Below are 23569 nucleotides of genomic sequence, written 5' to 3'. Positions count from 1 at the left end.
TAGGTCCTGGCGCGCGCCATGGATCCAAGCTACCGCGGCCAACAACCTTGCAACCACAATTCCGGAAAATAGCACCCGGCAATCCGATCACCGACTACGACACCCACGACCATCCCCTGGTAGCCCGACGGCGTTTCGCGTGCTCCGTTGATTCCTCACAAGGGAAGGTCGCGCGCCCAGGGAATCCCCGATCCGCTGAGGACGTCCGCGACGTACGCGCGTGGCTCTCCACCGTTCCCCAGCGGCGGGTCGCATCCCATCGGCGTCGAGCTCGTCGCAGCGAGCCCATCGAGCTGGCTGGTCCGAGGAGCTGGCGCGTGGTGCTGAGGCGGTCAGCATCCTGCAAAGCTTCATCGAGGGCCTGCGGGTACTGCTCGAGGCAGGCCGCACGATCTGCGGACACACGATCGATGAGGACGGCTACGGCGTGTCAGGCATGATCGTCGCCGCGTTCTGCCCTCCGCTGAGGTCGAACGACGGCGTCACGGGTGAGGACGGACCCTTCCGACTCACGGCGATTCCCTACCCCGCGGACGAGGCCGCCGACGATTGGGAACTGGTCGTCCGCGCATGGACCGGAGCCACGACCCGCACCATGGCAACCCATAGCGGCGTGCGGCCGAACAGCGTGCCCGTTGATCTCGTCGTGGAGCGGATCGAATCCGCCTCGGGCAAAATCATCGACGCAGGAGTGATCAGCATCGATGACGGCGCCCCATGGATGGCGAAGAAGAGAAGTAGTCAGGCAGGGCGGCGAAGGGCGCAGCTCCGACGATCTTCGACCCGCGGCGTCTCTGCTACCCTGGCTCGATGTCCACGGTCCCCCAGCCGACTCCTGGCCCCGGTACCGCCCCCGTTGCGGCACCGGGCCGACGCCGGAGGCAGCTCTTCTTCGCGCTCCTCTACTTCAGCGAAGGCGCCCCCATCGGCTGGCTCTGGTGGACTCTACCGACGCAGCTTCGGCGGGCGGAGATCAGCGTGGTCGAGATCACCGCGCTGACGTCGGCCCTCGCCATTCCCTGGTCGCTGAAGTTCCTCTGGGCGCCCGCGGTCGACCTCCTGCGCGGGCCGCGGTTCGGCCTGCGTGGCTGGGTCATCCTGGCGCAGCTCGGGATGATCGCGACGCTGGTGCCGATCCTCGGGCTCGATCCTGCGAACGACTGGGGCCTTCTCTACGGACTTCTACTCACCCACGCCTTCTTCGCCGCCACCCAGGACGTCGCGATCGACGGCTGGGCGATTCGCGCCGTTCCAGAGGAAGAGCGCGGGGAACTCAACGCCGCCATGCAGGTCGGCATGATCGGCGGGCGCGTGCTCTTCTCTTCCGGCGTGCTGTACCTCTCGGCGGGTGATGCGAACGGCGTCGCCGTTCCGATGCTGCTCGCCGTGCTCGGCATCACGCTCGCGATGGTCGTGTTCGCGCCGCTTTCAGCGAGTCCTGCGCGCGAGGGAGCCCACGTCGAGGAGCGGCCGAGCTGGAGATCCACCCTGGCGGCCCTTCGATCACTGATCACCAGCCGCTCCGTCCTGCGGCTCGTGGCCGTGGCGTTGATCGGCGGCGCGGGCTTCGAGGCAGCGGGCTCCCTCTCGGGCAGCTGGCTCGTGGACCGCGGCCTGACGGATGACGGCATCGCCACGTTCCGCTTGATCAGCGCCGGGTTGATGGCGGCTGGGGCCGTCGCAGGAGGCTGGCTTGCGGGACGCGTGGGCGCCCTGCGCGCCACCTCCCTCACGCTCGTTTCCGTCGCCCTCGTCGTCGCCGTGGCAGCGCTTCTGAACGCAGGCTCCCCGCCGCTGGCCCTGGCGGGCTACGGCGGCGTCTACCTCGCCCTCGGCGCGATGACGGCAGCCAGCTATGCGCTCTTCATGGGCCACGCGGCCGGCCCGCTCGCGGCGACCATCTTCAGCGCCTTCATGGGCATGACGAACGCGTGCGAGGCCTGGGCCGGACGCGTCGCCGGTATTCTGCAGGCCGATCACGGCTACGGAGCGGCGATGATGGCGATGGCGGCTGCCTCACTGATCGCGCTGGTTCCCCTCAGGGGCTTGCGGAATACCTCGCCCCCGCGGCAGGCGCCGACCACGTCGTAGTCAAGGAGCGTCGAGCCACTTGGGCCCGCGGGCGGTGGATCGCTTTGAGAACGGTGGAAGGTCAGGGCCGACAGAGGGCGTACCATGGGCCGCAAAAGTCACTCTCGGCGGCCCCATGCCGGTCTCTCCAGGACGACAGGGCTTCTGATGCCGAGAATTCCCGAAGTCCTGTTCGCGTTTCCGCGCTGACGGGAGCCCAGGTGATGCATGGACGCTCCCTTCCCATCCCAACCTGCCTTCCCTGAGGACTTCGTCTGGCTACGACGCTTCGCGGAGCGGCTCGCCCGGGACCCCGGCCTGATCGATGATGCCTGCCAGGAAGCCTGGATCAGCGCCGTGAAGGCCGCGCGGTCGGGGGGCTCCCAGGCACCACCGGATCGAGGCTCACTGATCCGTTCCCTGAAGAGCGCCATGTTTCGGCGCCGGCGCAGTGAAACGCGGCGTCGATGGCACGAGGCCCAGGGAGCGCGTCGGGGCGAGCTACCGTCCACCGCCGATCTCCTGGTGCAGGGAGAACACTGCGCCACGCTCTGGCGCCACGTGCGCGAACTGGATGAGCCGCTTCGCTCCACGCTGCTGCTTCACTACGGCGAGGAGATCAGCGTATCCGAACTGGCGTCGCGCCTCGGGATCGCCGAGGACAGCGTTCGCTGGCGGCTGCGCAAGGGGCGTGCGCGGCTCAGGGAAACGCTGGAGCGCGGCGGCGAACTCCAGGCCCTTGCGTTCTTCGCCGCCGGCAGCGCGCCGGCACGACTCCTCCTGGTACCCGGGGTAGTGATCATGATGAAACTCACAGGCGCAATCGCCGCGGTGGCCCTCGGACTCTTCTGGATCTCACTTTCGGGTCACGCCTCCGACGAGAGACCCGCATCTCTTGACGCTTCCAGCGCGCCCTCCAACGCCGCAACCGCGTCGAGCGCGACGACGCTTGCCGACGCTGGCGAGGCGGAGACTTCGCCAGAGCCGCAGGGGATGAGCCGGAGCGAACGCACGCCAGCCGGGATGGCCCGCGACTCTTCCGAGCCGCTCCCCAGCGTTCCCACCGTGCGGGTCGCCGGCCGCATCGTGGATGCGTCCGGTCGAGGCGTGGCCGGCGCTGACGTCAGGTTGCGCGAACACTCCTCGTGGGACGTCAGCGCCGTTTCCGCAAGCGACGGCACCTTCACGCTCGAATGCCCGGAGCAAGAGAGCGCGAGCATCACCATCTCGGTGGAATGTCCTCCCTTCTACCAGCGGACCCAGCGTCTCGCTGGCGCCTTCGAACAGTCCACTTTTGCGTCGCTGGACCAGCCCTTCGTCGATCTCGGCGAACTGGTCATGCGCTCCGCCGGCGGCGTCACGGGGACGATTCTGGACGCCGGCGGCTTGCCCATCGGTGGGGCGCAGGTCTGGTCCACGGTGAACCAGCGGCTCGCAGAAACCGGACCCGACGGTCACTTCCAGATCGCGAGCCTTCGGCCAGGTGAACTCGATCTACTTTGCGAAGCTCCCGGATACCTCGCGTCCAAGGTCCACCTGGAGGTGACGCCCGGTGAGTTCCGCGACGTGGGTCAAGTCTCGCTGCGCCCAGGTGACATCGTGACGGGCCGCGTCCTCGACGACGGAGGAGAGCCCGTCGCCGACGCGCGGATCGAGCTGACTGAGCCTCGGAGCGCACCGGCGCTGCGTTCACCACGACCGGGTCGGGCCAGCACCCATAGCCTTGGCGATGGCTCGTTCGAGCTGCCACTCGACCGCCCGGGCGCCCAGGCGATCCGCGCCGTGGCGAATGGCTACCGGCCGGGCCTCGCCGTGGAGTTCGAACCCGGCGCCGTCGTCGAGCTACGGCTGGCTCCGCTCGGGAGCGTCGGGCGCTTCACGATCGTCGACGCCGAGTCCGGCGCCCCCATCGAGAACGCGAGGCTGACCCTGAAAGAGTCCCATCAGGCGTCCCAGGAGCCGTTGGGTGCCTCGCTGGCGAGGGCGCCCGAAGTGCGGCCCGAGGGGGGTCCACCGCTTCCGCCTGGATCCGTCGAGATTCGCGGCCTGGCGGGGCTGGACAGGCTGCGCGCCTGGGCACCCGGCTACCAGGAGGTCCAGCGGCGCGTCAGTGCGTCGGCCTTTGCGGGGGAAGGGCAGCGCATACGGCTCCGACCCAACCGAACTGTCTCGATCACGGGACGCGTCGTTCATGGTGGAGCTCCCGTCCCCCATGCGAGCCTCTGGATGCAGAGAATGAGCGTGGGGCAGCTCCATTCCCCTCGTACCAGCGATTGGCGCGCCTTGCCGAGTACAGCCGCTTGGCTCAAGACCTACCGCTCGGTGAGGCCGCTCGATGCGGTCCAGGTCGACGAGCTGCCCGTGGATCACCTCTTCCTGGTGGACGGCGTCACGCCAGCGACCGCCGACGCCGGTGGTCGCTTCCAGCTCGAGGTCCCGACGGGTCAGCTGACTCGCGTGGTGGCGTCGATCGCTCCTGGTCTCGCCGCGCGGTCCGCCGTTCAGCTTGCGCGGCCAGCCGATGGGCCCGTGGACCTCGGCGACCTCGAGGTCGTGGCAACGTGCCGCCTGCGCGGTCAAATCGCGGGAGCGGACGAGAGCAGCCTGGGTCGGGCCACCGTGACCGCCGCCACCCAGGATCGACAGCCCGTGAGCGTGCGCATGGATCGCTCGTTCGAGCTGCGGGAGCTCCTGCCTGGCCCGCACCTCGTACGGATTCGGGGACTCAGCGGGGGCACCGAGCGCTGGCGAGACCAGCTGCTCTTCCTCCAACCCGGGGAGACCCGGGACTGGACCTTGCGCGCCGCCCAGGAGCCCCAGCTTCTGAAAAGCGTCACACTTCGCCTCAACGGCGTGCTCCAGGAACAGTTCCGTCTGCTCCTCGTACCGGCGCTCCCCGGAGACGGCGACCCTGTGCTGGCCATGACAAGCACCCCATCGGCCAGCGAGGCGACTGCGGCACTGACCCCCGATACTCCCTACATCGCCTGCCTGATCCATGCCGATGGAGCGGACGTGACCAGGATCGACACGCCCGCCGGGCAGACGGTCATGTCGGGTCAGGTCGTGGAGTTCGACGGGACATGGACCTTCGCCACTCATGACGGAGAGCCCCTGGAAATTTCGGTCGAAACTGGCGTGCTGGAGGTGGCCTTTCCCCGTGAGATCTTGCCCTCTGGGTCCTCCCTGGCGTCGCTCCACTACCACACGGATCGGGGACCTGCCATGGCCCCCATCCAGCACGCACGAGCCATTTCACGGGATCGTCAAACGGCCGACCCGGAAGGGCACCTTCGTCTGCTGTTCCCGGGGGTCCCCGTCACGGTACGGAAGCTCGAGCTGCGCTTCACCGACGTCAGTGACAGGGCGCAGTTCACTTCGAGGCCGCTGCAGGTCCGGTTGGAAGCGGGCGCGAAGGCGCGCGTGACCGTCGACGGCTGATGGGCTATTTCGGTGCAGGCGGCGCCCACGCAAGTCGAGGCTCTTGGGTCACCCGTTCGAGGATTCCGAGCACGTGATCCACGTGCTCGCGGTGGGTCCGGAAGCACAGGATCGCCGCGCGGATCCAGAAGCGGCCTTCGATGCGCGTGGACGACAGGAACACCCGGCCATCGTCGAGCACCGCCTTCAGGATGTCGGCATTGATCCGGTTGACCTCTTCGACGGGGGCCTCGGCGGGCGGGACCCAGCGGAACAGCGCGACGGACAGCGCGGGCTCGGGACCGACCTCGAAGCCGAGTGCGCTCGCGCGGCGGTGGAAGTAGCGTGCGAGAAGGTGCTTCTCGTGCAGCGCGGCGCGGAACCTCTGCGCGCCGTGGAGCACGAGCGGCAGCCACATCCGGAGGCCGCGGAAGTGACGCGTGAGTTCCGGCGAGAGATCGGCGGGCGAGGGCTCGTCCTCGATGTCGGTGATGTCCTGGAGGTACGCGCCGCGGTGGCCGTGGCTCCGGGCGAGGTGCGCGGGGTCTCGCACGAGCACGGCGCCCGTTCCGTAGGGCAGGAAGAGGCCCTTGTGGGGATCCATCACCACCGAATCGGCGCGTTCGATGCCTGCAAGCTTCGAACGGAGCTCCGACACGAGCGCGAACGCTGCGCCGTAGGCTCCGTCCACGTGGTACCAGAGGTTCTCCTGGGCGGCGATGTCTGCGAGAGCGTTCAGCGGATCGACAGCGCCCGTGTCCGTCGTGCCAGCGGTGCCGACGAGCAGGAACGGCGTGAGGCCGCTCGCGCGGTCCGCGGCGACCTGGGCCTGCAGCGCTTCGACGTCCATCGAGTAGCGGGCATCGACCGGAAGGGTCCGCTGGACGCACTCCGAGAGGCCCGCGATCGCGAGGGCCTTCGCGACGCAGTGGTGCGCCTGGCTCGTCGTGTAGACCACCGACTGCTCGACGTCGCGCGCGCGGATTCCCTTCGCGTCACGCGCGGCGACGAAGGCCACCAGCGTCGCGATGGAGCCGCCCGAGGTCAGCGTTCCGTGGGCGCTCTTCGGAAGACCGATTTCGTCCCGAAGCCAGCGCAGCATCAGGTTCTCGACCGCGACCGCGCCGGGGCCTGCGTAGCGAACCCCCGAGTAACGGTTCGTGGCCGCGGCGATCAGGTCCCCCAGCGCTCCCGGGAACACGCCGCCGCCGGGGATGTAGCCGAGGTGCCCGCCCGACGCGGGCTGGAGGCCCGGCCCGTCGATCTCGCGCTCCACGAGGTCCATGACGGTCGCAGCGCTCGCGGGCTCTTCGGGGACGCCCAGGGCGAGGAGCTCCTCGCGTGCTCCGCCTTCGGTCTCCCAGGCGCGCCGCTCGTCCAGCCCGTCCACCACGCCGTGGACGAACTCGACGGCGAGGTCGGTCCATTCCCGCCGGACCTCGGCGGGTTCCTGGAGTTCGCGGCTCCTGGCTTCCAGGGCGGAAAGCTGGCGGAGTTCCTCGTCGTATGGGCTCGTCATGGCGAGAGAGTAGCCCCCGGTAAGATCCGCGGATATCCGGATGAGGTGTTCCGGTAGTCTGGCTGCCATGAACGACGCTCTATTGCCTCACTTCGATCGCAGCCTCTTCGGAGCGCGCGTGACGCTGTCGCCACTGCGCCGGGAAGATGCCTCCGGGCTGGCGAGCGTGGGCCTCGACCCTCGGATCTGGACCTTCAACGCGCAGCCGATGGAGAGCGAAGCCCACATGGCGGCTTACGTCGAGACGGCCCTCGCGGAGCGCGCCGCCATGCGGGCGCTTCCCTTCACGACGCGCCTGACGGAGACCGGAGCGATCATCGGCTCCACCCGCTTCGCGAACGTGGCCCTGGCGGATCTGCGGGCGGAGATCGGCTGGACCTGGCTGGAGCCGGCGCAGTGGCGGACGGGAGCGAACGTGGAGGCGAAGCTCCTGATGCTGACCTTCGCCTTCGAAACGCTCGGCCTCCGCCGCGTCGAGCTGAAGACGGACGAGCGGAACGAGCGCTCGCGGAACGCGATGGAGGCGCTCGGCGCCAAGTTCGAAGGGACGCTCCGGAAGCACATGGTCACGGCAGGAGGAGGCGTGCGGAACTCCGTGTACTACTCGATCCTGGACGATGAATGGCCGATGTTGAGCGAGCGCTTGCGCGCTCGGCTGGGGCGCAGGTGACGGCCGCCCCGCGGGCGACGCCGGGCGCTATGATCAGCGTCATGCGCAAGCTTCTCTTCACCGTCCTCTTCGTCGGATTTCTCTCCGCCGCTCTCTTCAGCTTCGGCGGGTGCTCCTCGCCCGTTCCCAACAGGAATCCCATCGGCGAGGTTTTCCCGACCATCGAAGCCACTCCTCTGGATGCGGAGGGCGAGGGAAGCGGCGAGGTGCGGATCCCCGGGGACTTCGCGGGCGCGCCGCTGCTGCTGCTCGTCGGCTACGTTCAGGACGCGCAGTTCGACATCGACCGCTGGCTCTTCGGCGTGCTGGACGCCGAGCTCGGAGTCGCGCTGCGCGAGGTGCCAGCGGCCCGTGGGATGGCGGCCAGCCTGGCGTCGGGCTTCATCGACAGCGGCATGCGCAAGGGAATCCCGCAGACCGAGTGGGGTGCGGTCGTGACGACCTACGGGAAGACCGCGGACACGATCGCGAAGGTGACGGGGACGGAGCGGCCGCGTAACGCGCGCGTGCTTCTGCTCGACGGCGAAGGAGTGATCCGGTGGTTCCACGACGCCGGGTTTTCGGCCGCGACGCTGATCGCGCTTCGGTCGGCGCTGGCCGAGCTCCGTTGACCTGACGAAAAGCGCCGCCGCGCCTCCGAAGGAAGCGCGGCGGCGCCGTGCGTTTCAGGGAACCTCGGGATCAGCGGCCGCCGTCGTCCTTCTTGATCTTGCGGGTTTTGCCTTCCTTGGGAGCGCGAGCGCGTTCCTTGCCGGGGCCTTCTCCGCGCTCCATGTCACCGTCGCGCTTCTTGCCGCGGCGGCCCATCGGGGCGTCGACGCCGTAGTGCTTGTAGACGCTGGCGCGGAAGCGCGGGTTGCTGGCGGTCTCTTCGGCATCGGCGTTGATCATCGGAGCACCGACCATGCCTTCCGCGTTCGTCGGGGCGATGACCGAGTAGGTCGCAGCGGCGCCGTCGGCACCTGGAGTCGAGGCGACCTCGAGGACCTGGAACGGCACGAGGTAGTTGCCTTCCCCGGTGACGACGGTGGCGAAGGCGATCTGGCCGCGGCCGCAGTCGACGATGAGGTTGCTGAGACGGCTGAACGGCTGGCGCTCGTCCTTGGCACGGACACCGACGCCGGCCAGGTTCGTGGCCAGGACGCTCCGGACGGCGCCCGCGGTGGCCTCGCGAGCCTTCTTGTTCATCTCGGCTTTTTGCTCGTCGGTCATGTCCTTGCCAGCGTCGCCCAGACGCTTGGCAGCGGCGTCGACCGCGCTGGAACCGGTGAGCTGATCGATCATGGTCGGATCGAAAGCGGGCGTGGCGTCGAAGGCGCGCGGATCGAGGTCGAGCACCGCGGTGTTCTTGCCGTCTTCACCCGCGCTCCAGTTCAGCGCATCGAAAGGAACGGCCCGAAGCTGTCCGGGCTGGGAGGTCTTCTCGCCTCCCTGGATGATGACGTGGCTGATCGATCCGTCCTTCGTGTCGACGACGAGGTTGGCGACGGTGCCGAGTTCAACGGCAGCTTCACCGGCCATGGCGGTCACGGCGTGGCCCATGACCTCGGTGCTGGGAAGGAAGAGGTTGCGCTGCCCCATGCCCGGGCGGCCGGCTTCGGCTTCGGCACCATCGACGCGGCGCTGGCGTGCGGGCTTTTGGTCCGGGGTCTTCACCGGCTCCTGGCTGAAGGAAACGGCCGAGGTACCGATGAGGCAGGCGGCGAGTGCGATGGAAAGTCGTTGGGTCTTCATGGGTCTTTCTTGGAAAGGGAGCCTGCCCGGCGGGCTGGGATGTCGGACCGCGGTGCCGGGCGGTTGGTGCGGTAGCTCGGCGGGAATAGAGCACTCAGGACTCAGGAAGTGATGGGGATTGGATGCGATTTGTCTCATGCGGCGGGGTGTAACTGACGGGTTGGTCAGGACACTGCGTCTCTTGACCCGGTATCCCGTGGTCCTGACCCTGTCGTTCCGACCCAGTCGTCCCGACCCAGTCGTCCCGACCCAGTCGTCCCAAGCGTCCGAAGGACGCACGGGCTTCGCTCGGCCCCGAAGGGGCTGAGCCGCCCGCGCGAGGCTCGCCCTCGCGGCCCGTGCGGCGAGCACGCCCGCCCGGCGAGGGCGCCTGCGCGGCGAGCGCGCCCGTCCGGCGAGGACGCCTGCGCGGCGAGCGCCAAGCGGTGCAACCGCTATTTCGCCGTCAGGCGAAATGCCAGAGATACTGCGCGCTGTCACAGCGATAGGGCGGTTCGGCTCCACTTGCCTTGGCAGCAGACCCGCCCGCTGCCGGCTTCCCGACACAGACTGCCTGCCGTTCGCGCGAAGCGCCGAACGCGTGGGCTGAGGCTTCCCGCTGACGGCTTGTGGGCTGTCCGCTGGAGCGCTCGCCCGCAGGGGCGAGCTTGGCGGGTCTGAGGTCTGAGGTCTGAGGTCTGAACGACAAGTCCGACATCCGCCCAGCTCGCCCATGCGGGCGAGCGCTCCAGCGGGCAGGACCGAAGTCGTCAGCGGGAGACCTCAGCCCACGCGTTCGACGCTTCGCGCGAACGGCAGGTAGTCGGTATCGGGAAGTCAGCCACGGGCGGGACTGCTCGGGCATCCGCTAACGGGCTGCCCACCAGCCGCTACCGGGAAGCCTCAGCCCACGCGTTCGACGCTTCGCGCGAACGGCAGGTAGTCGGTATCGGGAAGTCAGCCACGGGCGGGTCTGCTGGGGCATCCGCTAACGGGCTGCCCACCAGCCGCTACCGGGAGACCTCAGCCCACGCGTTCGACGCTTCGCGCGAACGGCAGGTAGTCGGTATCGTGAAGTCAGCCACGGGCGGGTCTGCTGGGGCATCCGCTAACGGGCAGCCCACCAGCCGCTACCGGGAGACCTCAGCCCACGCGTTCGACGCTTCGCGCGAACGGCAGGTAGTCGGTATCGGGAAGTCAGCCACGGGCGGGACTGCTCGGGCATCCGCTAACGGGCTGCCCACCAGCCGCTACCGGGAAGCCTCAGCCCACGCGTTCGACGCTTCGCGCGAACGGCAGGTAGTCGGTATCGGGAAGTCGGCAGCGGGCGGGACTGCTGCCAAGGCAAGTGGAGCCGAGCCGCCCGATCGCTGTGGCAGCGCGCAGTATCTCTGGCATTTCGCCTGACGGCGAAATAGCGATTGCATCGCTTGGCGCTCGCCGCGCAGGCGTCCTCGCCGGACGGGCGCGCTCGCCGCGCAGGCGCCCTCGCCGGGCGGGCGTGCTCGCCGCACGGGCCGCGAGGGCGAGCCTCGCGCGGGCCGCTCAGCCCCTGCGGGGCCGAGGTAGGGCCCGGGCGTCCTGCGGACGCGGGGGACGGTCTCGGGCTCGAGCTTTGGCTGACGTACAAAGCCCAGTGCCCAGAGCCCGGAGCCCAACCCCGACCTACCGAACCACCAGCCTCTCCACCCATTTAGCCACCAGGTCAGCCTCCAGGTGGACCGGGTCCCCGGCCGCCAGGTGCCCCAGATGGGTCCGCTGAAGGGTATGCGGAATGACCGCCACCTGGAACTGGCGCCCCTGGGGGGACACCACGGTCAAACTGATCCCATCGATGGTGATGCTGCCCTTGTCGATGAGGAAGCGCTCGAAGCCCTCGGGGACCTCGAAGGTGAAAACAGCCCCGCCATCGCCCACGTCCTCGCGGCCCACGGCGTGGCCGCAGACGTCCACGTGGCCGCTGACCATGTGGCCGCCGAGGCGGGCGCCCAGCTTGAGGGCCCTCTCCAGGTTGACGATGCGGCCCGGCTCGAGGGCGGCGAGCCAGGTCCGGTCCAGGGTCTCCTGGGTCAGATCGAAGGCCATATCGGGCTTCTTGGCCCCGTCCGGGGGGTCCAGAAGTTCAGCGACCGTCAGGCAGGCCCCCGCGATGGCAATACTATCCCCGATACCGGCCTCCCAGGGCTCGTCGGAGGTCGCTCCGCCCCAGGATCCAGCTTCGGGGGCCAGGGCCAGGTCCTCCTCGCGGGGCGCGGGGAGGATCAGACGGGCGCCCGTCCCCCGCTTGACGAAGGCACGGACCGGGACGGCGGCTTCAACTAATCCAGTGAACATGGCCCGATCATTGACCGCCAGGAGCCCCGGCTCTACCCTGCTGGGCCTTTTACCGTGCCAACCGGTGCTCTTTTCCATCCTCACACTCTTCCCCGATGCCGTCGAGTCCTACCTCGACGTGGGCGTCCTCGGGATCGCTCGCGCCCGCGGCCTCGTGCAGACCCGCGTCGTGGACTTCCGTGACTTCACCCGCGATCGGCACCGGACCGTCGACGACCGCCCCTTCGGTGGCGGGCCCGGCATGGTTCTGAAACCAGAACCCATCGTCGAAGCCGTCGAATGGCTCGAAGGTCGGTACGGGCCCCACCGCCGCATCGCGCTGACCCCCGACGGCGTCACGTTCGATCAAAGCCACGCGGAAGCTCTGGCCGCCCCGGCCCTCACCGGATCCTCCGGCGACACCGATCCCCGACCTGTCCTCCTCTTGTGCGGACGCTACGAGGGGTTCGACGATCGCGCCCTCACGCTGCTCGACTTCGAACGCCTCTCCATCGGAAACTTCGTCCTCGCGGGCGGCGAACTCGGCGCACTCGTCGTCATCGAAGCCGCAGCGCGGCTCGTCCCCGGCGTGCTCGGCGACGATCGCTCCGCCGTCGAAGACAGCTACTCGAACGGCGGCGGCCTCGACCACCCGCACTTCACGCGCCCGCGCGTGTTCCGCGGCATCGGCGTTCCGGACGTGCTCTTGAGCGGCGATCACGCAGGCATCGACGCATGGCGCCGCGCGCAGAGCGAAGCGCGCACGAAAGCCAAGGAAGAGTCGTCACACGCTGGCACGAAATACAATCAGAGTTCTGACGAACGCTGATCGACCCGATACACAATCTGAATCCAAGCCCCAAGCAAGGGCGTTCCCTCTGGGGGCGAGACGGTCTCGTCACCCACGGAACAGGCGCACCTACCCGCGTCGCGATCGGCTCCGAGCACTTCCGCTCGGCCCACGATGCGCGTCCCGGCCCGTCGCCATGCCAACCACCACCATGAACATCGTCGCACAAATCGAGTCCGAACTCGGCAAGCCCCAGGGCACCCTTCCCCACCTCAACGTCGGCGACGACGTCGAGATCGACTACCTCATCCGCGAGGGCGAGAAGGAGCGGATCCAGACCTTCAAGGGCCTGATCCTCACGATCCAGGGCCGAGGCATCCGCAAGACGATGGTCGTGCGCCGAATCGTTCAGGGCGAGGGCGTCGAGCGTACGTTCCCGCTGCACAGCCCCCGCGTCCACGACATCCGCGTGACCAAGCGCGGCCGCGTCCGTCGGTCGAGGCTCTACTACATGCGCGATCGCGTCGGCAAGTCGACGCGTACCAAGGAGCGTCTTGGCGACAAGGTCCGGAACGAGCGCGAGGCCGAGAAGGCACGCCGCGCCGAAGCCGCTGCGGCGGCCAAGGCGGCCGAGGCCGCGAGCGCTGGCGACGAGTAGATCGTAGCCCGCCCACGCCGCTTCCCCTCCCCTCCCCTCCCCCGCGCGACCGGGCCATGACGTTCCGGATCCTGGGCAACCCAGGATTCGGAACCCGAGGTCTGACCGGTCGCGCACCGGGCGTTCCCCAGGGACGCCCAAAAGGCTCCGCGCAGCCGCAATCGTTCCATGGTCGACAATCTCAACCGCAAGCTCATCCTGATCTTTGGCGCGCTCGCCGTCGCTGTGATCTCGCTGCTCCTGCTCCCGTTCCGACTGGGACTGGACCTCCAGGGTGGCACCCGACTCACCTACAGCGTCGATCTGGAGAAGGCGCGCGCGGAGAAGCTGATCCCCGATGGTCAGACCGACGCCGCCGCGATCGAAGAGATCATCAAGGTCTGGCGTGAACGCGTCGACCCGAAGGGTGTCAAGGGCGTCACGCTCCGCAAGGAGGGCTCGAACCGCATCGTAATCGAGCTGCCTGGCAGCGAGTCGGTCGTCGCCAAGAAGGCGAACTCCACCCTGGCCCAGGACTTCAAGGTCGGCGCGACCGTCGAGGGCGATGATAGCGCCCTCGTGCTGGCGGATGACACCAGCGCGGCGGACTTCCCCGCCTCGGGCGGCCGGATCCAGGTCGCGGGCAAGACGCTCCGCTACGGTCGCCGGATCGGAAAGACCCTCTACAGCGTCACCTTCGTGGACCCCACGGAGCGCGCGGCGATTCCGGCGGGCGCAGCCACTGATCTCGAGGCGAGCGACCCCTGGCGGAGCTTGATCGAGAACACGGGTCGCATGGAGGTGATGATGCACGCGACCACTGCGGACGCCGCCGGCGGGTTCGACCTCACCACCGAGACCGACAAGGCCCGTGAGTGGTCCCGCGCCAACCCGAACGCGAGCATCACCGACTACAACGCCAAGCTCGCCGAGCAGAACCCGGAGACAGCCCTCGGCCGCCTCAGGTTCTTCCCTCGCAAGCTGGAGGCTTCGAACGCCGACACCCAGGTCGCGGATCGCCTGGTCGCCCTCATCGTCGAGTCCAACCCGAAGTGGATCTTCTCGGGTAGCGACTTCACGCGTGTTTTCGGCAGCTTCGACCGCAACGGCCGCCCGGCCGTCGGCTTCGACATCGCCACGAACCGCCACGAAGACTTCGAGCAGTTCACGACCGAGCACGAAGGCGAGCAGATGGCCATCGTGATCGACAACGAGATCGTGACGGACCCGAACCTCAACCAGCCTCTCCGGACCGGCGGCATCATCACGGGCGGCTCCTTCGGCTTCGCCCAGGCCGAGGTCAACGACCTCGTCAACGTGCTCAACTCCGGCTCGCTCGACCTGGAGCCCCAGTTCGAGGACCGCGAGACGGTCGGCGCCACCCTCGGCGCGACCTACGTCAAGCAGGGCTTCTTCAGCGTGGTGATCGGCCTCGTTGCGGTGCTCGCCTTCATCGCCGTGTACTACAAGCGACTCGGCGTCTACGCGGCGATCTCGCTCGTGTTCAACCTCGTGCTCCTCATGGGCGCGATGGCCGTCCTCCAGGCGACCCTCACGCTCCCGGGCGTCGCGGGCATCATCCTGACGGTCGGTATGGCGGTCGACGCCAACATCCTCATCTACGAGCGAATCCGCGAGGAGGCTCTCAAGGGTCGCCGTCCGGCGCAGTCCGCCAAGGACGGTTTCGCCAACGCGCTCTCGACCATCGTCGACGCCAACCTGACGACGCTGATCACGGCCGTGATCCTCTACAAGTTCGGTTCGGGTCCGGTCCAGGGCTTCGCGACGACGCTCATCGTCGGCATCCTGACCTCGATGTTCTCGGCCCTCGTGGTGACCCGCGTCATGGTGCACTACGCCCTCGAGAAGGGCGTCGAGCGCTGGGACATGGCCCGCGCCGTCCAGGACACGAACATCGACTTCATGGGCATTGCCAAGAAGTCCATGATCGGCTCCGCCGTCTTGATCGTGCTCGGCGTGGTCTTCTTCTCCACCATCCCACGGGTCGAGAAGTACAGCATCGACTTCCTTGGTGGCAACTCGATGCAGCTGACGACGGCCAAGGCGGAGACCCAGGAGTCCGTCGCGTCGAAGATCGCCGGCCTCGGTGATGTTTTCACCTCGGCGACGGTCCAGCCGCTCCTCTCGTCGGCCGCTGAGGGCGGATACCGGAAGTTCCAGGTCGAGTTCAAGTCCGAGGAGACCGCCGACAGCGCGGCCGCGGGCAAGTACCGCGCCGAGGTCGAGACCCGGCTCGTCGACTTCCTCGCCCCCAACCGCTTCGTCTTCGACGAGAACGGGACAGGCACGAGCGGCACGATCTACTTCGAGAACGAGCACACGGCGGAGAACATCCAGGCGGTGCTCAGCGGCACCGACATGGGCGACCTGACCGTCACTCCCGTCGACGGCAGCCAGCGGACGTTCCGGTTCGAAACGCCGGAGAAGATGTCGAGCAACGTCGCGGGCCAGAAGATCCTGGACGCGTTCGCCAACAAGAAGGACCCGAACGGCGTCGACTTCACCCTCGCGCAGCCGATTCCGCAGTCCGCGTCGGTCGGCCCGCAGGTTGTGCAGCAGCTCCGGGACGACGCCATCCTTGCGATCATCCTTTCGCTGTTCGCGGTCGTCATGTACATCCGCTTCCGCTTCGCGGAGTACAGCTACGGCTTCGCGGCCGTGATCGCGCTCCTGCACGACGTGCTCATGACGGTCGGCTTCCTGGCGATCGCCATCAAGACCCAGCTGATCAACGCCCAGGTCTCCCTGGTCATGATCGCCGCGTTCCTCACCATCATCGGCTACTCGCTGAACGATACGATCGTCGTGTTCGACCGTATCCGAGAGAACCTCAAGCCGCTCTCCGGCAAGATCAAGCTCTCGGAGATCATCAACCGCTCGATCAACCAGACCCTGGCCCGTACGGTCCTCACGTCGCTCACGACGATGATCACCGTGATGATCCTGTTCTTCTTCAACGTCGGCAGCCGAAGCGACCTCGAGGGTTTCTCCTACGCGGTCATCATCGGTGTGATCGTCGGTACCTACTCGTCGATGTTCATCGCGAGCCCGGCGCTCCTCTGGCTCGAGGGCAAGCGCCTCGACCGACTGGCGAACGAGCCGGTGGAAGGCGCCGCGACGCCCTCGCTGAAGAGCGCTGACGCCTGATCGAGGCGAATGCTGGCGCGCCCGGACAGAGGACGCGCTGCGAATCGATGGCGAGCGGGCCCGCCCGCACCCCGACCCGGGGTGCAGGCGGGCCCGCTCTCTATCCGCGTGATCCGATCCTTACCGGCGAACAGCGGCGGAGGCTGGGCAGCGGCGCCCGCAAGGTGCACAATCCTTTCCCCACCATGCGCGCGCTCATCGGACTCCTCGTACTCGGCTGCCTCTTCGTCATGGCGGCGTCGTGGCAGAACCGTACGACCGCCGAGCTGCAGAGCCGCCGCTCCCTGCGGTACGCGGCTCCGGCCGACGCCGCGAACGCCGACACGGCTGGCTGGAGCCGGTTGATCCTCGGTCGTCCCAGCGGATCGGAACCGCTGCCGATTCCCGAGCCGCCGCCGAGCCTGCGCCCGGGATCGAGCATGGACTTCCTCGACGGATCCGCGACGTACCGTGGCGGCGAGGAGGGAAGTGCTGGAGTGGCCTCACGGAGCGCAGTCGATCCGAGCTCGATACGCCCCGTGGGGGTCGAGGCGACCGTCGCGCCGCGCTACGCCCGCGACTTCGAATACATCGTCCGGCCGAACGACTCGCTGGGCGAGATCTGCCGAAAGCACTACGACGAACGACCGCTCCACAAGCTCGTCGAGGCCGTGGCGCTGTACAACGACCTGAAGAGTCCGAACGCCATCCGCGTTGGAAAGACGATCCTTCTGCCGGACGCGGCCGTGCTCTTCCCCGACCGCTGACGGGGCGTTTCGCGACCTGACCGATCAGTCGGCCGCGATGGCCCGGAGCAGCGCCCGCCTGGCGAGCTCCACCTCTTCCCTGCAGCTGGCAACGATTCGAGCCGAGTCGATGCCATTGCCGCCGCGGGCGAAGCGCTCGATGTCCCGCAGCATGAGAGCGAGGCGAATCGCCCCCACCGTGCCACTGGTCGAAACCAGCCCGTGTGCGATCATCGCGCAGGCGTTGAGGTCGCCCGCTTCGACCGCGTGCTCCATCTGCCGAAGCTTCTCGGGAGTGATCTCCAGGAAGCCCTCGATCAGCTCCGACGCGAGCACGCGCCCTTCCTCGTCCTCGAGGAGAACGCCGAGAACATCCCGGTCGAGCGCACCTTCCAAGGACCGTTCCAGTTCGTCCTCCTCGGCCTGACGCTCGGCGAGCTGGGTTTCCGTCGGTGCCGCGTGTGCGCCCTTCTTGCCCTCGAGCTGGGCGAGCTCCTCCTCGACCTGGCTACGGGTGACGCGCTTCCGCGAGGGCCCGGTGGCGTCCTCGGAGTAGGCCGATCGAGACAGCCAGGTCTCCAGCCACTGCACCATCTTGTGCGGCTGGAACGGCTTGGAAATCATGTCGTCCATGCCAGCGGTGAGGCAGCGATCTCGATCGCTCTCGAGCACGCTCGCCGTCATCGCGAGGATGGGCGTGCGCCTTCCTCGCGGCGCTTCGAGCGCTCGAATGCGGCACGTGGCCTCGTAGCCATCCATCTCGGGCATCTGACAGTCCATCAGGATCGCGTCGTACTCCCCCACGGCGCAGGCGTCGACGGCCCGGCGACCGTTCGATGCGACGTCGACCTGGTAGCCGCGCTTGCCGAGGATGTACTGCACGAGCTGCTGGTTCGTGTGGTTGTCCTCCACGAGGAGGATATGGACCCGGCGACGGATGCTGCTGTCGAGCAACTCCTTCCTGGCCGCCTCGCGGGCTTCGATCTGCGCCGCCTCCGGATCGACGCCAGGCTCCAGCACGCGCTTCAGGACCGCGACGAGGCCGTCGCGCAGTAGCGGCTTCGCGACCGTCGCCGTGACCGCTTCATCGCTCGACTCCTGGGCGAGCTTCGTCGCATGCGCAGGCGTCATGAGCACCACGGGCCTCGGCTTGCGGGTCTCATTCGACTCGATGGCGCCGAGGAACGCGTCACGGCCCGCCAGCAGCGAATCGAGCATCACCACGTCGACGTCCGAGCGAAGGAGGTTCTCGAAGCCAGCGTAGGTGCTCGACTCGACGATGGCCGTCGCGCCGAGGTCCTGCAGCGTCCTGCCGATGGTCTTCGAGGCGAGCGGTGAATCGTCCAGGACGAGCACCGTGATCCCCGCGAGCGGCCTCTCGTGGGGACGCTCACCGCGGGTGATACGACGCGCTTCGTCGACGTCCACCTGGAGCGGCAGCGCGAGGCGGAACGTCGAACCGCGGCCGCGCCGGCTCTCGAGCCGGACCTCTCCGCCAGCCGCCCGCGCGATGCGAGCGACGAGCGCCAGGCCGAGCCCGACGCCGCCGTGGCGGCGCGTGTTCGAGGAGTCGAGCTGCTCGAAGGCGCGGAAGAGGCGCGCGCGCTCTTCCTCGTCGATGCCGAGGCCCGTGTCCGAGACGGTGAAGATCGCGCGCGGGAGCTGGTCTTCGCCCATCTCCCACGAAAGGTCGACGCAGATCTCCCCGGACTCGGTGAACTTGATGGCGTTGTCCGTGAGGCGCATGAGCGCCTGGCGAATACGGCGCGCATCGCCGACGAGCCGGCCGGGACAGTTCGGCGAGACGTAGACCGTCACCTCTAGCCCCTTGGTGGCGGCCAGCGGAGCGCTGAGCTCCGCGACCTCCTCGACCAGCTTGCCGGGATCGAACGCGGCGAGCTCCAGCTTGATCTCGCGGGCATCGAAGCGCGCGAGATCCAGGACGTCTTCGACCAGGGAGAGCAGCATCTCGGACGCTCGCATGGAGCGCTCCGCGAGGGCGATCTGCTCCGCGTCGAGATCCGTCTCGAGGAGCAGCGCGTTCGCGCCGAGGACGGCGTGCAGCGGAGTGCGGACCTCGTGGCTCGTGTTGGCCACGAAGGCCGCCTTGGCGGCCGTGGCCGCGCGTGCTTCGAGGCGCGCCGCCTCTGCGGCCCGATCGCTGACCGCGCGCTGGTCGCGCAGGGACTGGATGTGTTCGCGCGCCGACTCGACCATGCCGGCGCTGGAGCGCTCGAGCACGCTGATCCGCAGCTGGTCCGCTTCGAGCCGCCTGACCAGATCGACGACCTCCGAGCCGCATCCCTCGACCGCCTGGACAGCCAGAGGCCCGCCGGAGCGCGCCAGCGCCGCGGAGCGCACCAGGCCAGCCAGAAGCCAGCGTGCGAGCAGCGGAACGAGGAAGACGAGCAGGATGGCCGACAGCCCGACGATGCGGCCGCTGAGGGCGACCAGGTCACGCATGCGTCGCTCGAGGCCCGGGTAGCCAGCTTCGACGACGAGCATGACGTCGGACTGATCGGACGAGCGCATGCGGAAGGCGCGCGCCACGACGAGATGGTCCGCGCGGAGGGTCCGCCCTGGGCCTGGAACGGACGGGAGCGGCAGCGCGCCGCCGCTCGCTTCGGCCGCGGCGGACGAGCGAGCGGAAAGGACTTCCTCGCCATCTCCCATGATGAGGGCCGCCTGGCGCACGCCCTTCAGATCAGCGAGCCGTGCCACCTCGGAGCGAATGGCCTCGAAGGCAGAACCGCTCAGATCCCCATGGGCGGCGTCGACGTGACCGATGATCGCCTGCGCAGCTTGATCGGCGAGGGCCCCGAAGAGGTCGGCGTCCGCTCGGCGCAGAGCGCTGCGCTCGCTGGAGAGAACGACTCCGACCACCGCGATCACGGCCACGAGCGCCGTCAGGAAGATGACGCAGGCGGCCCTGGCCTGGAGGGAAGCCTCCGCGCTGTTGCGGCTACGCGCAGCGTGGGCGAGCTCCTCGGCTGCCGCGCGATCTCGCTCACGGCGCTCGGGCAGCGTGCTCTCGAAGTCCACGATCTGCGCGTCCCGCGCCGCAGCAGCCGCCTGCCGCGGGTCCACGGGCTCGGGGGTCAGTCGATCGAGAGCCTGGGTGACAGCCTCTTCAACGGACGGATCGGCGGAGTCTGGCTCCATGGGGGGCATCGCGTCGGTAGGGTCGGACGGGGGAGACATGGGGTTGGCAGGCGTGGGGACACCTGCTCAATCTCTGTCGGACCGTCCGAGGTCCCAGACTTGACCCAAACGGCGGGCCCCGGGAAATCAGAGTTCCTTCAGGGTATCGCCGTCTCGATTCGAGCCCCAGGGGAGACCTGGCGCTTCAGAACGCCGAGGGCGCCGGGGCTGAGGCGGATCCGGAGGCGCATGGCGCCGTCGTCCTCGACCTGCTCCTCCAGGAGCGCCCCCATGCTGCGCACGAGGGCGACGGTCTTGCCGTCGCCGGGCTCCGCAAAGACGTCCACGAGGCCGGAGCGCTCGTCGAGCCGCTGGGTCACGAGACTGATGAGCTCCTGGACCCCGTCGCCCGTCTTGGAACTCATGTGGACGACATCGACCTGCTGTCCCGCAAGGCGCTCCGTCAACACGGCGAGTTCGAGTCGGTCGCTCACGCGATCCATCTTGTTGAAGACGACGATGTCGGGCTTCAGGTGCGGAGACACCTCCTCCAGCACCTCGTCGACGGCGTTCATCTGGTGATCGGCGTCGGGATTGGAGGCGTCCACCACGTGCAGTAGAAGATCCGCGTGCAGCGTCTCCTCCAGGGTCGCATGGAACGACGCGACGAGGTGGTGCGGAAGGCGCTGGAGGAAGCCGACCGTATCCGAGAGCAAGACTGTCCGCTTGTCCGGAAGGACCCAGCGGCGCGTCCGCGTATCGAGCGTCGCGAAGGGCATGTCAGCCGCGAACTCGGTCGACCCGGTCAGGTAGTTGAGCAGCGTGGACTTGCCCGCGTTCGTGTAGCCGACGAGCCCGACGACGAACTCACCGGTCCTCGCCTTGACCTCGCGCTGCTTGCGGCGCTCGATCGTGGAGAGTTCGCGCTTGAGATCGGTCACGCGCTTGTTGAGAAGGCGCTTGTCCGTTTCGAGCTGGGTCTCACCCGGACCCCGCGTTCCGATGGCGCCTTCCATTCGCTCGAGGTGCGTCCACATGCGACGCAGGCGCGGCATCATGTAGATGTTCTGCGCAAGCTCGACCTGGAGGCGCGCTTGCTGCGTCTGGGCACGGCGGGAGAAGATGTCGAGGATGAGTTCGGAGCGATCGATGACGCGCATCTCCCACGCCTTCTCCAGGTTGCGTCCCTGGGCGGGCGTGAGGTCGTTGTCCACGACGATCGCGTCTGCGCCGACGCGCCTGGCCTCATCGCCGATCTCCTCGACCTTGCCCTTGCCGAAGAGCGTCGCGGGGTTCGGACGCGAGCGCGCCTGGACGAGGCCATCGCCGACGACCTCGGCGTCTGCGGCCTTGACGAGAGCGCAGACCTCCGAGAGCGGGCCGCCTGATTCGTCAGGCTGGTCCGGAAGAATGACACCGCAGGGGAAGACTCTTTCCTTATGACGATCGGTGCTGATCGTTCGATCGCGCTGGCTCATGCGTGGACCGACCCGGGGGCGTCCGAAGTTTCTACCTGTTCGCGGCGGAGGTCGACGCGTTTCACCGAGCCATTGCGACCGGTGATCGGCACCTGCTCCAGATGGGCGCACCACTCCTCGTCGTTACGCCCCGGATAGTCCGTCCGGAAGTGCGTGCCGCGGGATTCGGTGCGCTCGAGAGCGCCGAACGTCGCCAGGCGCGCGACGGTCAACATGTTGACGAGTTCGATCGAGTTGTCGGAGTCGAGCGGTAGCGAGCCGACCGCGCGGGACCAGAAGGCGAACGTCGCCAGCGCCTCACGCATCGTCGAGTCGCTTCGTTCGACGCCCATCTGGCGCCACATCATCGACTTCATGGAGTAGGTGAGGTCCGCGATGTTGACCTGGACGCCCGGAGGCGCCGCGTCGTGCTGGCGGCCGGAAACGCTGCGGATCTCGGGGCGGCCCGACCTGGCCGCGTCCTGGGCAGCGAGTTCGCCCACGACCTCGCCGAGGACGAGCGCCTCGAGGAGTGAGTTCGACCCCATGCGGTTGGCGCCGTGGAGCCCCGTGCTGGAGCACTCTCCCACGGCCCAGAGACCGGGGACGGTCGTGCGACCCTCGTGATCGACCTTGAGTCCGCCGACCATGTAGTGGCAGCCAGGCCGGACGGGGATCGGATCCTTCGCGATGTCGATCCCGAAGAAGCGGCAGATGCGACTGATCCCGGGGAACGCCACGTGGGGGTCGCGGTCGATGGCGGAGAGATCGAGGCCGACGCTGGTCGCCCCGGTGGCGACCATGCGGCGGGAGACCTCGCGGCTGACGATGTCACGCGGTGCGAGTTCCGCGTCGGGGTGCGCATCGACCATGAAGCGCTGTCCGTCGCGATCGCGGAGAATGCCGCCTGCGCCGCGCACGATCTCGGAGATGAGCACGCGCGCCGCGCCTGCGATGTAGAGGCAGGTCGGGTGGAACTGAACGAATTCGAGGTCCCGAACGGACGCGCCGGCGCGAAGCCCCATGGCGACGCCGTCGGCGGTCGCGATCGTCGGGTTGGTCGTCTCGCGGTAGATCTGGCCGCCGCCACCGGTGGCGAGCACCACCTGGGACGAGCCGTAGGCGACGAGTTCACCTCGGCCGCGATCGCGGGCGAGAACGCCCACCGCGCGGCCATCGTCATCGGTCAGGACGTCGACGCAGAAGACGTCGGGGAATACGTCGATCGAGGGATGATTCTCGATCGCGCGAGTCAGCGTGGCCTGGATCTCGGCGCCGGTCGCATCGCCGCGGGCGTGCAGGATCCGCGCGTGACTGTGGCCGCCTTCCATCGAGAGATCGAAGGTTCCGTCCGGCTTGGAATCGAACTGGGCTCCGAGGTCGAGGAGCCGGCGGATCGTGTCCGGACCGCCCTCGATGATGCGCCGCGTCACTTCCGGATCGGAGAGACCGCACCCCACGGCGAGCGTATCGGCGACGTGGGAGTCCACGGAATCGGTCGCGCCGAGGACAGCGGCGACGCCACCCTGGGCCCAGGAGGTGTTCGTCCGACCGACCTTGTCCTTGACGACGACGGCGACGGACGCGCCGGCCGCGGCAGCGGAAAGGGCGGCGAAGCTCCCCGCTGCGCCGCTGCCGACCACGATCACGTCGTAGCGGTACTGGGGAACCTGGCGGAGAGCGAACGGTACGAGGTACCGGTCGAGGTCGAGACGGTGGGGATCCGTGGAAGTCTGTTCGTCCAAGCGTGTGGCGCGCCGATGGGGCGCAAGTGATGCGGTGTGAGCGGGATTCCATTGTAGGCCCACCGGGGGCGGCCCATGGGAAACAAGAACCCAAACGTTCTCCTAACCCTTGAACCCAAAGGCGTTAGGGATCCGTACGGCAAAATTTCGAAGTTCGGGACCCGTTCGGGTCGCGCCGAACGATAAGTTAGGTGTCCGTTC

General features: G+C 68.2%; 14 protein-coding genes. 8 read left to right on the top strand and 6 right to left on the bottom strand.

Annotation, left to right across the window (positions count from 1 at the left end; genetic code table 11):
- The first annotated feature begins 810 nt into the window (after positions 1-810).
- Together Poly30_RS10560 and Poly30_RS10555 are read left to right on the top strand one after the other, a co-directional pair.
- Positions 811-2091 (top strand): MFS transporter, encoded by a 1281-nt coding sequence (locus tag Poly30_RS10560; protein ID WP_145197012.1) that lies wholly within the window; start codon positions 811-813, stop codon positions 2089-2091.
- Positions 2092-2298: 207 nt separating this feature from the next.
- Positions 2299-5511: a carboxypeptidase regulatory-like domain-containing protein gene (locus tag Poly30_RS10555; protein WP_145197010.1), complete on the top strand. Its 3213-nt coding sequence runs from the start codon at positions 2299-2301 to the stop codon at positions 5509-5511.
- A gap of 4 nt (positions 5512-5515) precedes the next feature.
- Here the strand turns inward: Poly30_RS10555 and Poly30_RS10550 are convergent, their stop codons facing one another.
- Positions 5516-7009 carry a pyridoxal phosphate-dependent decarboxylase family protein gene (locus Poly30_RS10550; RefSeq protein ID WP_419191232.1) on the bottom strand — a complete coding sequence of 498 codons (1494 nt, stop codon included), beginning with the start codon at positions 7007-7009 and terminating at the stop codon, positions 5516-5518.
- Between the two features lie 67 nt (positions 7010-7076).
- Between Poly30_RS10550 and Poly30_RS10545 the strand changes: the two genes are divergently transcribed.
- Positions 7077-7679: a GNAT family N-acetyltransferase gene (locus Poly30_RS10545; RefSeq protein ID WP_419191231.1), complete on the top strand. Its 603-nt coding sequence runs from the start codon at positions 7077-7079 to the stop codon at positions 7677-7679.
- Between the two features lie 41 nt (positions 7680-7720).
- Positions 7721-8290 (top strand): hypothetical protein, encoded by a 570-nt coding sequence (locus tag Poly30_RS10540; protein ID WP_419191230.1) that lies wholly within the window; start codon positions 7721-7723, stop codon positions 8288-8290.
- 70 nt (positions 8291-8360) lie between these two features.
- Here the strand turns inward: Poly30_RS10540 and Poly30_RS10535 are convergent, their stop codons facing one another.
- Both Poly30_RS10535 and Poly30_RS10530 read right to left on the bottom strand, forming a co-directional pair.
- A complete protein-coding gene (locus tag Poly30_RS10535) occupies positions 8361-9413 on the bottom strand; it encodes a PRC-barrel domain-containing protein (RefSeq protein ID WP_145197002.1) in 1053 nt (350 codons plus the stop codon).
- A 1644-nt stretch (positions 9414-11057) separates the two neighbouring features.
- Positions 11058-11726, bottom strand: coding sequence for a riboflavin synthase (locus Poly30_RS10530; protein WP_419191229.1), 669 nt, complete (start codon positions 11724-11726; stop codon positions 11058-11060).
- A gap of 64 nt (positions 11727-11790) precedes the next feature.
- Between Poly30_RS10530 and trmD the strand changes: the two genes are divergently transcribed.
- The 4 genes from trmD to Poly30_RS10510 all read left to right on the top strand — a co-directional run bounded on the left by trmD (position 11791) and on the right by Poly30_RS10510 (position 17046).
- Positions 11791-12534: a tRNA (guanosine(37)-N1)-methyltransferase TrmD gene (gene trmD / locus Poly30_RS10525; protein ID WP_419191228.1), complete on the top strand. Its 744-nt coding sequence runs from the start codon at positions 11791-11793 to the stop codon at positions 12532-12534.
- 157 nt (positions 12535-12691) lie between these two features.
- Positions 12692-13153: a 50S ribosomal protein L19 gene (gene rplS, locus Poly30_RS10520; RefSeq protein ID WP_419191227.1), complete on the top strand. Its 462-nt coding sequence runs from the start codon at positions 12692-12694 to the stop codon at positions 13151-13153.
- Positions 13154-13321: 168 nt separating this feature from the next.
- A complete protein-coding gene (secD, locus tag Poly30_RS10515; RefSeq protein ID WP_145196996.1) occupies positions 13322-16300 on the top strand; it encodes a protein translocase subunit SecD in 2979 nt (992 codons plus the stop codon).
- 185 nt (positions 16301-16485) lie between these two features.
- Entirely contained in the window at positions 16486-17046 is a 561-nt protein-coding gene (locus Poly30_RS10510) for a LysM peptidoglycan-binding domain-containing protein (protein WP_145196994.1), read from the top strand.
- 24 nt (positions 17047-17070) lie between these two features.
- Here the strand turns inward: Poly30_RS10510 and Poly30_RS10505 are convergent, their stop codons facing one another.
- From Poly30_RS10505 to nadB, 3 genes are all read right to left on the bottom strand, one after another.
- On the bottom strand, positions 17071-20187 hold the full coding sequence (locus tag Poly30_RS10505) for a hybrid sensor histidine kinase/response regulator (protein ID WP_145196992.1): 3117 nt from the start codon (positions 20185-20187) through the stop codon (positions 17071-17073).
- Between the two features lie 137 nt (positions 20188-20324).
- Positions 20325-21644: a GTPase HflX gene (hflX, locus tag Poly30_RS10500; protein ID WP_145196990.1), complete on the bottom strand. Its 1320-nt coding sequence runs from the start codon at positions 21642-21644 to the stop codon at positions 20325-20327.
- Positions 21641-23368: an L-aspartate oxidase gene (gene nadB, locus Poly30_RS10495; RefSeq protein WP_419191226.1), complete on the bottom strand. Its 1728-nt coding sequence runs from the start codon at positions 23366-23368 to the stop codon at positions 21641-21643. Before nadB ends, hflX begins: the two co-directional genes overlap by 4 nt.
- Between the last annotated feature and the right edge of the window lie 201 nt (positions 23369-23569).

The organism is Saltatorellus ferox, from assembly GCA_007751475.1.
GTDB lineage: Bacteria > Planctomycetota > UBA1135 > UBA1135.
This window is presented reverse-complemented; position numbering and strand designations above follow the sequence as displayed.

Excerpts from the sequence above, each read along its gene's own strand:
- Poly30_RS10560 (WP_145197012.1), top strand. The coding sequence starts at position 811 with ATGTCCACGGTCCCCCAGCCGACTCCTGGCCCCGGTACCGCCCCCGTT.
- Poly30_RS10555 (WP_145197010.1), top strand. The coding sequence starts at position 2,299 with ATGGACGCTCCCTTCCCATCCCAACCTGCCTTCCCTGAGGACTTCGTC.
- Poly30_RS10550 (WP_419191232.1), bottom strand. The coding sequence starts at position 7,009 with ATGACGAGCCCATACGACGAGGAACTCCGCCAGCTTTCCGCCCTGGAA.
- Poly30_RS10545 (WP_419191231.1), top strand. The coding sequence starts at position 7,077 with ATGAACGACGCTCTATTGCCTCACTTCGATCGCAGCCTCTTCGGAGCG.
- Poly30_RS10540 (WP_419191230.1), top strand. The coding sequence starts at position 7,721 with ATGCGCAAGCTTCTCTTCACCGTCCTCTTCGTCGGATTTCTCTCCGCC.
- Poly30_RS10535 (WP_145197002.1), bottom strand. The coding sequence starts at position 9,413 with ATGAAGACCCAACGACTTTCCATCGCACTCGCCGCCTGCCTCATCGGT.
- Poly30_RS10530 (WP_419191229.1), bottom strand. The coding sequence starts at position 11,726 with ATGTTCACTGGATTAGTTGAAGCCGCCGTCCCGGTCCGTGCCTTCGTC.
- rplS (WP_419191227.1), top strand. The coding sequence starts at position 12,692 with ATGCCAACCACCACCATGAACATCGTCGCACAAATCGAGTCCGAACTC.
- secD (WP_145196996.1), top strand. The coding sequence starts at position 13,322 with ATGGTCGACAATCTCAACCGCAAGCTCATCCTGATCTTTGGCGCGCTC.
- Poly30_RS10510 (WP_145196994.1), top strand. The coding sequence starts at position 16,486 with ATGCGCGCGCTCATCGGACTCCTCGTACTCGGCTGCCTCTTCGTCATG.
- Poly30_RS10505 (WP_145196992.1), bottom strand. The coding sequence starts at position 20,187 with ATGGAGCCAGACTCCGCCGATCCGTCCGTTGAAGAGGCTGTCACCCAG.
- hflX (WP_145196990.1), bottom strand. The coding sequence starts at position 21,644 with ATGAGCCAGCGCGATCGAACGATCAGCACCGATCGTCATAAGGAAAGA.